This is a genomic window from Mycobacterium sp., from assembly GCF_049683355.1.
GTDB lineage: Bacteria > Actinomycetota > Actinomycetes > Mycobacteriales > Mycobacteriaceae > Mycobacterium.
Genome location: NZ_JBAUJB010000353.1, coordinates 1 through 10,425, shown reverse-complemented (window position 1 = coordinate 10,425; position 10,425 = coordinate 1). Strand labels below are relative to the sequence as shown.

General features: G+C 68.3%; 10 protein-coding genes. 4 read left to right on the top strand and 6 right to left on the bottom strand.

Going from position 1 to position 10,425, the window contains the following annotated elements:
- Positions 1 to 200 precede the first annotated feature (200 nt).
- Genes WA944_RS20250 through WA944_RS20230 form a run of 5 tightly spaced genes read right to left on the bottom strand, consistent with a single transcriptional unit; the run spans position 201 to position 5,518 of the window.
- Positions 201 to 533: a hypothetical protein gene (locus WA944_RS20250; RefSeq protein WP_526370496.1), complete on the bottom strand. Its 333-nt coding sequence runs from the start codon at positions 531 to 533 to the stop codon at positions 201 to 203.
- Between the two features lie 41 nt (positions 534 to 574).
- Positions 575 to 2,764, bottom strand: a complete 2,190-nt coding sequence (locus WA944_RS20245; protein WP_526608949.1) for an acyl-CoA dehydrogenase family protein — start codon at positions 2,762 to 2,764, stop codon at positions 575 to 577.
- Between the two features lie 60 nt (positions 2,765 to 2,824).
- Entirely contained in the window at positions 2,825 to 3,790 is a 966-nt protein-coding gene (locus WA944_RS20240; protein WP_526608948.1) for a 2-hydroxyacid dehydrogenase, read from the bottom strand.
- Positions 3,769 to 4,914 carry an alpha/beta hydrolase family protein gene (locus WA944_RS20235; RefSeq protein ID WP_526608950.1) on the bottom strand — a complete coding sequence of 382 codons (1,146 nt, stop codon included), beginning with the start codon at positions 4,912 to 4,914 and terminating at the stop codon, positions 3,769 to 3,771. Before WA944_RS20235 ends, WA944_RS20240 begins: the two co-directional genes overlap by 22 nt.
- Complete coding sequence (locus WA944_RS20230; protein WP_526372127.1) at positions 4,886 to 5,518, bottom strand: TetR/AcrR family transcriptional regulator; 633 nt, start codon at positions 5,516 to 5,518, stop codon at positions 4,886 to 4,888. The genes WA944_RS20235 and WA944_RS20230 overlap by 29 nt, the downstream gene beginning before the upstream one ends.
- Positions 5,519 to 5,607: 89 nt before the next feature.
- On the opposite strand from WA944_RS20230, the gene WA944_RS20225 reads away from it, so the two are divergent.
- Positions 5,608 to 6,195, top strand: a complete 588-nt coding sequence (locus tag WA944_RS20225; protein ID WP_526372129.1) for a VOC family protein — start codon at positions 5,608 to 5,610, stop codon at positions 6,193 to 6,195.
- A gap of 25 nt (positions 6,196 to 6,220) precedes the next feature.
- Here WA944_RS20225 and WA944_RS20220 read toward each other — a convergent pair whose 3' ends face one another.
- Complete coding sequence (locus tag WA944_RS20220) at positions 6,221 to 6,841, bottom strand: TetR/AcrR family transcriptional regulator (protein WP_526608947.1); 621 nt, start codon at positions 6,839 to 6,841, stop codon at positions 6,221 to 6,223.
- A gap of 88 nt (positions 6,842 to 6,929) precedes the next feature.
- On the opposite strand from WA944_RS20220, the gene WA944_RS20215 reads away from it, so the two are divergent.
- From WA944_RS20215 to mycP, 3 genes are all read left to right on the top strand, one after another.
- On the top strand, positions 6,930 to 7,835 hold the full coding sequence (locus WA944_RS20215) for an oxygenase MpaB family protein (RefSeq protein ID WP_526372549.1): 906 nt from the start codon (positions 6,930 to 6,932) through the stop codon (positions 7,833 to 7,835).
- A gap of 121 nt (positions 7,836 to 7,956) precedes the next feature.
- Positions 7,957 to 9,003, top strand: coding sequence for a type VII secretion integral membrane protein EccD (gene eccD / locus WA944_RS20210; protein WP_526647283.1), 1,047 nt, complete (start codon positions 7,957 to 7,959; stop codon positions 9,001 to 9,003).
- Positions 8,985 to 10,370, top strand: a complete 1,386-nt coding sequence (gene mycP / locus WA944_RS20205) for a type VII secretion-associated serine protease mycosin (RefSeq protein WP_526647282.1) — start codon at positions 8,985 to 8,987, stop codon at positions 10,368 to 10,370. The genes eccD and mycP overlap by 19 nt, the downstream gene beginning before the upstream one ends.
- Positions 10,371 to 10,425: the final 55 nt, after the last annotated feature.

Below are 10,425 nucleotides of genomic sequence, written 5' to 3'. Positions count from 1 at the left end.
TCCGCGTCTCCGCCCGCGGCTACCGCAACCGAGAGCACTTCAAGACCGCAATCTACTTCCACCTCGGCGGATTACAGCTCTACCCGGTCACACCATGACCCACGGACTTCCCGGAAGAGCCGAAATTTGTCACGGCTTCGGAGTACCCGGTTTTCCCATGGCCCGCTTGAACATCGGGTGAACTGTGCCCGATGCGCGGCCTACTCGACCCCGCCGACCATGTACGCCGAGCCTGGGATCGCCAGGGCCACCAGCATCAGCAGCAGCAGGAACCAGCCGACGCCCTGCCAGGCGGTCCAGCCGCCGCCGCCGCCCTTCCATTCGCGGTACGTCTGGATGAGCGCGCCGACGCCCCCGAGGAACAGGAGCGTCGGAACCAGTGCCGCGGCGAACACCGAATCACGGGCACCGAACGCATAGAACGCCAGCGCAACCCCCGCCAGAGCGATGACGGCGGTCCCGTAGAGGACCGCCGATCGCAGAGCTCCCGGCCGGTCGAAGCGCTTCTCGACGAAATCCCGATCGCTGGTCATCACGAACGGGTTCCCCGAACAGTCGGCGGGAAACACCGTTCCTACGGATCGCGGGGCAGCCCGAGCAGCCGCTCGGCGATGATGTTGAGCTGCACCTCGGAGGTGCCGCCGTAGATCGTTGTGGCCCGGCCCGCCAGCAGGTACTCGGCCCACTTCCCGGACGCCTCGCCCTGATCACCGATGGCGGCGTCGGTGCCGAACGAGGATACCCCGAACTCGGCGTAACCCTGGCCGGTCTTCATCGACAGCAGCTTCGAGATCGCGGCCGCCGGCATCGGATCGCCACCGGCCAGCGTGAGCAGCGTCGAACGCATGTTGAGCAGCTTCGCGGCATGCCCCTCGGCGATCAGCCTGCCCGCCTCGTTCTGCTCGATCTGGTCGAAGTGGCCGTCGCGCACGAACTCGACGAACTGGTCGAGGCTCGCCAGGAACGGTGGCTCACTGCTGCCGATCGAGACGCGCTCGTTGGTCAACGTGTTGCGGCTGACCTCCCAGCCGCGGTCCACCTCGCCCAGCACCATGTCGTCCGGCACGAACACGTCGTCGATGAACACGGTGTTGAACATCGCGTTGCCGGTCAGCTCACGTAATGGCTTGACCTCGACACCCTCGGCCGTCATGTCCAGCAGGAAGTACGTGATGCCCTGGTGTTTCGGAGCCGACGGGTCGGTGCGGGCCAGCAGCGCGCCCCATTGCGAGAACTGCGCGCCGGTGGTCCAGATCTTCTGGCCGGTGATGCGCCAACCGCCATCGACCTTGGTGGCCTTGGTGGTCAAGCTGGCCAGGTCCGAACCGGCGCCAGGTTCGGAGAACAGCTGGCACCAGATCATCTCGCCGCGGAACGTCGGCGGAAGGAACCGCTGCTGCTGGTCGTGGGTGCCGTACGCGACGATCGACGGGATGATCCACGCGGCGATGCCCATCTGGGGCCGCTTGACCCGGCCGGTGGAGAACTCCTGGGCGATGATGATCTGCTCGACCGGGTTGGCGGCCCGGCCCCACGGCTTGGGCAGGTGCGGTTGCACCCAGCCGCCCTCGGCGATCGCGGTGTTGCGCTCTTCCTTCGGAATCGCCTTCAGCGCAGCGACTTCCGCGCGGATCTCGTCACGCAGCTTCTGGGTGTCCGGGTCCAGGTCGATGTCGATGGACCGCATGCCCGTCGTGGTCGCGGTGTCGACCACCTGCTGCGGGTAGTCGGCGTGCCGGCCGAAGCTGGCCGCCAGCACGATCGCGCGCCGGTAGTAGACGTTGGTGTCGTGTTCCCAGGTGAAGCCGATGCCACCGTGTACCTGGATGCAGTCCTGCGCACAGTGCTGGGCCGCGACCGGTGCCAGCGTCGCGGCCACGGCGGCGGCGAATTCGTAGGAGGCCTCGGCATTCCCGCCGATGAATTCGTCGATCGCGCGCGCCGCGTCCCACACCGCGCTGGTGGCGCGCTCGGTCTCGGCGATCATCCCTGCGCACTTGTGCTTGATGGCCTGGAACTGTCCGATCGGCCTGCCGAACTGCTCGCGGATCTTGGCGTACTCAGACGCCTCGTCGGTGGCCCACCGGCCGACGCCGACACACTCGGCGGACAGCAGCGTCGACATCAGCGCGCGGGCCAGGGTGCGGCTGAGATTGGACAGCACCCGGTCGTCGGACACCTCGACGGCGTTGGCCCGCACGTGAGCGATCGGACGCAACGGGTCGACGCTGGCAACGGGCTCGATCTCGAGCTGGTCGGCGTCGAGGACCACCCACTCCTCCCCGGACTCGATCGCCACCGGCAGCACCAGAACCGAAGCCTGCGCGGCGGCGGGCACCGCGCGCACCTCACCGCGGATGACCAGCCCGTCGCCGTGGCGGGTCGCGGTCAACCCGGAGTCGATCGCGTAGGCGGCGATGACGTCCCCGGACGCCAGACCGTTGAGCAGGGCTGCGTCGGGGTCGTGCGCGGCGATCAGCGCGCTGGCGATGGCCGACGGCACGAACGGGCCGGGCACTGCTCCGTAGCCGAACTCGGCGACGACGATCGCCAGCTCGAGGATGCCGAATCCCTGTCCGCCGACCGATTCGGCCAGATGGACCCCCGTCAGTCCCTGCTCGGCAGCGGCCTTCCAATAGGGCGGTGGATTCGGGATCGGGGTTTCGAGAGCTTCGTGCAGTACCTCGGAGGGCGCGACGCGCGCCACCAGGGACCGGACCGAATCGGCGAGGTCGTTGTGCTCTTCATTGATCGCGATGGGCATGGCGGCACCTGTTCTTCACGTCGTCGTGGCTGATCCCCAACCGGTTGGTTGGGACCGAGGTTACTCCGCCACCTGGTTCACCAGGTTCGCGAGGTCCCGGCCGTCACGAAGGCGTTCGCAGTTGTCCACCGCGAACTGCACGTAACGATGCATGGTGTCAGCGGTGTACCACGTCACATGAGGGGTCAGCACAACGTTGCCCAAACCCAGCAGTGGACTGTCTGTCGGCACCGGCTCCACGGCGAAGACATCGAGGCCGGCGCCGGCGAGCTGGCCGGCGCGCAACGCTGCGACGAGCGCGTCCTCGTCCACGATCGGGCCGCGCGAGGTGTTGACGAGCACCGCGCCGGGCTTCGTGCGTGCCAGTGCGTCGCGGTCGAGGAGACCTTGCGTGCTCGGTGTCAGCGGCAGATGAAGCGAGACGACATCGCTGACGTGCAGCAACTCGGGCAGGGTGCGCCACCCCGGGTGTCCGTCATCACCGGTACTGGTGTGCACCACGTCGCCGCCCATCGCCTCGACGATGCGCTCGACGCGTTTGGCGATGTTGCCGTAGCCGATCAGCCCGACCGTGCAGCCCCCGATATCGCGCACCGTCTCACCGAGGGTCGGGTCGGAGGGCCAGCCGGCGCCCGCACGTGTGGCCCTGTCCAGCTCGGGAAGCCGGCGCAACGTGGCCAGCATCAGCAGCACCGCGCCCTCGGCGACCGACGCCGCGTTCGCGCCGGGCATGTTGGCCACTGCGACGCCACGAGCCGTCGCGACGTCGACGTCGACGGTGTTGACCCCGGCGCCCAGCTTGTGTACCAGCCGCAGTCGCGCCGCGCCGGCAAGATCGTCGCCGCAGAGGGGTCGCAGGACGTGCCAGATCACCTCGGCGTCGGGAAGCTCGCGATAAAAGGCGTCGTCGTCATCTTCGGCGCAGAACCGGACGTCGAGCCAATCCGAGTGCGGTTCAAGGAATTCCAGCACCTTGGGGCCGGGGGTGAAGTGGGCCAGGACTCTCACCAGCGGCGCGCGATCCATCCGGCGATGGTATCGGCCTTCTCGCTGCGTGCCCCCGGGGTGGTGAAGTAGTGATCCGTGTCGATGGCGCACTGCGTCTTGTCGTCACTGCCGAGCGCATCATGGATGCGCTGGGCGTCGGAGGGATACACGCCGGTGTCCTGGTCGGCATTGATCACCAGTGCCGGGCAGTCGATGCGGGCCAGGTGCGGCTCGGCCCGGGTCTGCGCGTAGCGCAGGCTCCACATCCCGATCCAGCTGCGCAGCGTGCATGCCGACGCGATCCCGTGCGTCGACCGGTTCGCCTTGACCGGTACTCCCGCGTAACACATGTTGGCGGGTCGCTTCGTCGGTTCGAGGGTGGGGTCGACCATCCGCGGATCCGCCCAGGTGCGCATCACGGTGAACGGCCGGTCGGAGAACCCGGCGGCACGCACCCGGATGAGCTCGGCCTCGGCCCAGTCGGTGATGGCCTCGTTGCGGGTGACCTGGGCGGCCCGGTAGCGCTGCACGAAGCCCGGGTCGTAGGGCGGGCCGTTGACCTCGTTGAACAGATCCAGATCGGGTTGCGTTGCGATGGGGTCGATTTCGTCGACCACTGCGGCGTCCATCCACGCGGTCAGCACGTCGGGGCGTCCGGGGTGCGCGGCGCTGGCCACGTAGCCGTCGGCGGGCGGCAGGTCGTCGAGCCCGGCAGCCGGCCGCATCCCCTCGAGCGGGGTGACGTGCCGGTCGGTGGCGTTGGCCTGGTAGGCGGCCATCAGTGACCCGCCCCCCGAATTCCCCAGCAGGATCACTGTTTCGATGCCCTGGGCCTCCCGAAGCCAGCGCACCCCGACGCCGATGTCCACCAGGGCGTGGTCGAGCAAAAAGCTGCTCTCGAACCCGCGGAATCGGGTGTTCCAGCCCAGGAAGCCGATCCCGCGGTTGGCCAGATACTCAGCGAGATAGTGCTCGGAGAAGTCGATCTGGTAGTGCGACGCGATCATCGCCACCTTCGGCTTGCGACCCAGGCCGCGGTGGTAGAGGCCCTGGCACGGGTGACCTCCCGAGCCCGCCTGCCGCGCGGTGGTCGAGTCCAGGCCGACGAACTCCCGGGCCACTCCTGGTGCTGATTTACTCATGGTCTCCGTCCTCCCGGTGATAGATCGTCCGGTAGAAGATGTCGGTGAGCGTCTTGATGCAGGCGGCGTCATCGACGTCGGCTGCGTGTGCGCCGGACAACTGTGTGTAGCAGAACTGGTTGAGCATCGACACCAGTGCGACGGCAATCAGATGGGGGTCGCTGCCCTCGCAAAAGCCTTGCTGTCGGGCTTGTTTGACCAGTGAGGTGATCAACCCGATGGGCAGCGAACAGATCTCGTTCCAGTACTCGGCGAAGTCGTCGCTGATCATCGCCATCTGGGACACGCTGATGATCTCGGCGAGCCGGTTGCGGTAGGTGTCCCAGTGCGCCGCGGCGGCTTGATGGGACCGCTCCCGGTGGCTCAGCCCCGGTTTCGCGGCGGCCATCGAGCGTTCACGGGCCTCGTCGCGGAACCGCACGGCCCACTCGCGGACCATCGCCTCCTTGGAGTCGTAGTAGTTGTAGAACGACGCCGTGGACCGGCCCGCCTCGCCGGCGATGTCGGCGATCGTCGTCGCCAGGATTCCCTTTCGCGCAACGACCGTGCGGGCGGCGGCATCGATCGCGGCCTGTGTCTGGCGACCGCGCAGTGTCGGCAGGTGCTCGCGAGGACTGACGCTCACCCGATGCGCTCCCCACGGTCGTTGATGCTGAACTGAATCTGATGTTAGATTCAGTTCCTGCCCGTGGCCAGTACCGTGGAGGTGCGATCGTGATCAAGCCGCACAACGTTGGCGGGAAAGTCAACACCGAATTCGAGCTGGGCGGCATCAACCACGTCGCGCTGGTGTGCTCCGACATGGCCAAGACCGTCGACTTCTACACCAATGTGCTGGGGATGCCCCTGGTCAAGTCGCTGGACCTGCCCGGCGGGATGGGTCAACACTTCTTCTTCGACGCCGGAAACGGCGATTGTGTGGCGTTCTTCTGGTTCGCCGACGCGCCCGACCGGGTGCCCGGCATCTCCTCGCCGGAGGCCATACCCGGTATCGGGGACATCGTCAGCGCGGTGAGCACGATGAACCATCTCGCGTTCCATGTGCCCGCGGAGAAGTTCGACGAGTACCGGCAGCGCCTCAAGGCCAAGGGAGTGCGCGTGGGCCCGATACTCAACCATGACGAGAGTGCAGCGCAGGTCTCGGCGACGCTGCACCCCGGGGTGTACGTGAGGTCGTTCTACTTCGTCGACCCGGACGGCATCACACTCGAGTTCGCCTGCTGGACGAAGGAATTCACTGAAGCCGACGCGGCGGCCACGCCGAAGACCGCGGCCGACCGCCGAGTGCCTGCAGCGCGCTGAGTCCCCGGCGAAGGCGCGCGCGGGTTCAGTCGCGGTAGAGGGCGGGATCGCCGAGTTGGTCGATCAGCGCCGCCAGTTGGTCTGTCAGCTGCGCGGGGCTCAGATCGACGGCGCCGGCCAGCCACGCGCTCAGCGTCTGCGCGACGCCGCCCACCACGAAGTGCGAAGCAGCCTTTATCCGGTCGTTGGGCTCGAGTTGCAGCGCGACGCCCGCGTGCTGGCCCGACAACAACGCGAACAGCGCCCCGGATTCGGCACGCTTGCGCACCACGACCGGGTTGGCCAGGTGTGCGCTGAACAGCAACCGGCCCACCCGGACGTCGTCGGCGATGACACGCACGATGTTGGCGATACCCGCGTGGCTCTGCTCCCGTGCCGGTGCGGCGGCCACCGCGGCCTGGGTGGTCGCGGCGATGTCGGCGACCACCCAGTCGAAGATGGCGCCGACGAACACGTCCTTGTCGGCGAAGCTCTCGTAGAAATACCGCGCCGCCAGACCGGACTGTGAGCAGATCGCGCGCACCGTCAGGTCGCTGGGAGTGGTCTGGCCGCCCAGCAGATCCAGCCCTGCTTCCAGCAATCGACGCCGGCGCTGCGCGATCCGTTGCGTGGCGTCCACGCCACGGTACGGACGTACCTGGGGCATCTGTCCATATTGACACCCGCCCGGCTTCCGAGCAATATCAGGAAACGCACGTTCTCATAATTGGGTGTGGAAGCGAAAGGAGCCGTCCATGACGGTGGACGAATCGGTGGCAGCGGCTGTGCCGCATGTCGAGCGCCCGGTGGCCGATGCCGTGATCTCCGCCCCGCGCAAGGCCCGGCGCCGCCAAGCCGACGACGGCATGATGGGACTCGGCCTGCTGGCCGGCCCCGCCAACGTCATCATGCAGCTCGCGCGCCCCGGCGTCGGGTACGGCGTGATGGAGAGCCCGGTCGAGAGCGGCCGGGTCGACCGACACCCGATCAAGCGGGCCCGCACCACGTTCACCTACCTCGCGGTGTCCTCCAACGGGACCGACGAGCAGAAGGCGGCGTTCCGCCGCGCCGTCAACGGCGCGCACGCCCAGGTGGTCTCCACCGAGTCGTCTCCGGTGAAGTACAACGCCTTCGACAAGGATCTGCAGCTGTGGGTCGGGGCGTGCCTGTACAAGGGCGTCGTCGACGTGCACCGACTGTTCGTCGGTGAGATGGACGAACAGACCGCCGATCGGCTTTACCTGCAGGGCCGGGCGCTGGCGACCATGCTCCAGGTGCCCGAGGAGATGTGGCCATCGGACCGGGCCGCCTTCGACAGATACTGGCAGAAATCGCTGGACAAGGTGCACATCGACGACGCGATCCGCGACTACCTGTACCCGATCGCCGTGTCCAGGCTGCGGGGTCTGACCCTGCCGGGACCGCTGCGGCGCCGGTCGGAAAAGCTGGCATTGCTCATCACCACCGGGTTTTTGCCCCAGCGCTTCCGCGACGAGATGCAGCTGCCCTGGGACGCGGCGCGACAGCGCAGGTTCGACCGGTTGATCGCGGTGCTGCGCACCGTCAACAACGTGTCGCCGAAGTTCGTTCGCCAGTTCCCGTTCAACGTCCTGCTCAAGGACGTCGACCGGCGCATCCGAACCGGCCGCCCGCTGGTCTGAGCGCCGGGGGCGGGTGACCCGGCTCACCTCTGAACCGACGCCCGTGCGTCTCAACAGTTTGGTTATGCAATGCTAACTTCAGCAAAAGTCAGCTTAGCCATACGTAACCACTCGTAGGGAGATGGCTGGGGACCGGGCGCAGTCTATTCGACGAGGCGCCGGCGCTCTCGCAAAACAGTTCATGGAAATGGGAAGTGACACGCTCGCGACCGCAGCGCCCCGGGTGGATCCCGACGTCCTCAGCCGGTTCGCCACCTGCTGTCGTGCGCTCGGGTTGTCCGTGCACGACCGGCAGCGACCGGCCGATCTCGCTGCCGCCCGCTCCGGTTTCGCCGGGCTGACGCGGATCGCCAACGCCCAGTGCGACGCGTGGACCGGCCTGGCAGCTTCCGGCGATGTGTCGTCCGGGGTGATCGAGGCCATCTGGCAAACATCCGCGACAGCGGGCGTGCTGCAGCGTCAGCTCGGCCTCACCCCGGGGGCGCTCGGCTTCGCCTACGCGGCGGCCGCGGTGTGGAACATCTCGCCGCTAGCTGTCGGATGGGGGCTGATCCTGGTGGCGCTGCTGATCACCGTGCAGGCAGCCCAACTCTCGTCGCTGTGCGCGCGTCTGCCGGTACCGGTCATCCCGGCCCCGGGTGATCCGACGCCGTCGGCACCGCCGCTGCGGGTGCTCGAGGATCTGCCGCGCCGCATCCGTGCCGGTGACTCGCACCAGACCGGCTTCATCGCCGCGGGCGTGCTGCTGGCCGTCATCGGCTCTGTCGCGGTGCTATGGCCGGTCGTCGGCGGGGACGGTGAGGTGTCACCCTGGGCGTGGTACGTGGTGGTCGCGGTGGCGTTGGGCGCGGCGCTGCGCGCCCGGGTATGGGATTCCGCGCCGTGCAAGGCGTGGCTGCTCGGGCATTCGTACCTGGTCACCACGGTGCTTCTGGCGATGTTCGCCGCCGCGGGGGACCACGCCGCGGCGGGGTGGGCGCTGGCCGTGCTCGCCGCTCTGGTCGCGGTGTGGGTGGTGGCGGCGCTCAACCCGCGGATCGCCGAGCCGGACACCTACGCGCTGCCGATGCGGCGACTGCTCGGCTTCGTCGCCTCGGCGTTCGACGCATCATTGATCCCGGTGATGGCCTACCTGGTGGGGATCTTCGCATGGGTGCTGAATCGGTGATCCGACGCGCAGGTGCCGTGACGGTGGTGACCGCGGCGGTCCTGGCGGTCGGCGGGCCGTCGGCCGGTGCGATCACCCCACCCGAGGTCGACCCGGCGGTGGCACCGCCGACCGGGAACACCGGGCCGGTGCAGACGATGGCACAACGCAGTGAGTGCGTGGCCAGCGGCGTGATCGAAGGCACCGATCCTGCAGGTGTCGGCCCGAACCTGCTGTCGCTCAACATCTCCGAGGCCTGGAAACACAGCAGGGGCGACGGTCAGCTGGTGGCGGTCATCGACACCGGCGTGACCCCCGGCCCACGGCTGCCCGAGGTCGAGGGCGGCGGTGATTTTGTGGAATCCACCGACGGTCTCACCGACTGCGACGGTCACGGGACGCTGGTGGCGGGGCTGATCGCGGGGCAGCCCGGCGCGGACGGCTTCGCCGGAGTGGCGCCGAATGCCCGCCTCATCTCGATCCGACAGTCCTCGGACCACTTCGCCGCCCGAGATCCCGGTGAGGATCCGGTGGTGGCGCAGGCCCACCGCGACGTCGCGACGCTGGCGCGGGCAGTGGTGCGCGCCGCAGACGCGGGAGCGCGGGTCATCAACATCTCGACGGTCACCTGCGTGCCGGCGAACAAGAACGTCGACCAGAGCGAACTGGGCGCCGCACTGAGATACGCCGCCGTCGAGAAGGACGCGGTGGTCATCGCGGCGGCCGGCAACACCCGCGGGGGTACCGCCTGCGAATCGAACCCGCTGACCGATCCGGCCCGACCGTCCGACCCGCGCAACTGGGCGAACGTGAGTTCGGTGTCGATACCGTCGTGGTGGCAGCCGTACGTGCTGTCGGTCGGCTCACTCACAGCGGGTGGGCAGCCGTCGCAGTTCACGATGGCGGGGCCGTGGGTCGGCATCGCCGCCCCCGGCGAGAACATCACCTCGGTCAGCAACGCCGCCGACGGCGGGCTGGCCAACGGCATGCCGGACAACGAGCAGGGGATGGCACCGATCAGCGGCACCGGCTATGCGGCCGCCTACGTGTCGGGGCTTGCGGCGTTGGTGCGCAGCCGGTTCCCGGAACTGACCGCCCCGCAGGTGGTGAGTCGCATCAGCGGCACTGCCCACACCGGCGCCAGGTCACCGTCGAATCTCGCGGGCGCCGGCAGTATCGACCCCGTCGCCGCGCTGACCTGGATGGTTCCCGAGGGGCCCGAGAGCGTGGTCGACCCGGCCGCCGTCAGACAGACGCCCGCCCCTGCGCCACCCGCTCCGGAGGATCCGATGCCCCGTGTGGTGGCATTCAGCGGGGCCGGTGTGTTGGCGGCGCTCGTGCTCGCGGTGCTCGTCACGAGCGCAAAACGGAAGGACAACAACACATGACCGTCCGGATCACCCTGGCGCTGCTGTTCGTGATCCCGGCCGCGATGGCCTACCC

What these genes read in the sequence shown, in the direction of transcription:
- WA944_RS20240 (WP_526608948.1), bottom strand. Translation starts at nt 3,790, where the DNA reads ATGGATCGCGCGCCGCTGGTGAGAGTCCTGGCCCACTTCACCCCCGGC.
- mycP (WP_526647282.1), top strand. Translation starts at nt 8,985, where the DNA reads ATGGGTGCTGAATCGGTGATCCGACGCGCAGGTGCCGTGACGGTGGTG.
- WA944_RS20220 (WP_526608947.1), bottom strand. Translation starts at nt 6,841, where the DNA reads ATGCCCCAGGTACGTCCGTACCGTGGCGTGGACGCCACGCAACGGATC.
- eccD (WP_526647283.1), top strand. Translation starts at nt 7,957, where the DNA reads ATGGCTGGGGACCGGGCGCAGTCTATTCGACGAGGCGCCGGCGCTCTC.
- WA944_RS20245 (WP_526608949.1), bottom strand. Translation starts at nt 2,764, where the DNA reads ATGCCCATCGCGATCAATGAAGAGCACAACGACCTCGCCGATTCGGTC.
- WA944_RS20250 (WP_526370496.1), bottom strand. Translation starts at nt 533, where the DNA reads ATGACCAGCGATCGGGATTTCGTCGAGAAGCGCTTCGACCGGCCGGGA.
- WA944_RS20215 (WP_526372549.1), top strand. Translation starts at nt 6,930, where the DNA reads ATGACGGTGGACGAATCGGTGGCAGCGGCTGTGCCGCATGTCGAGCGC.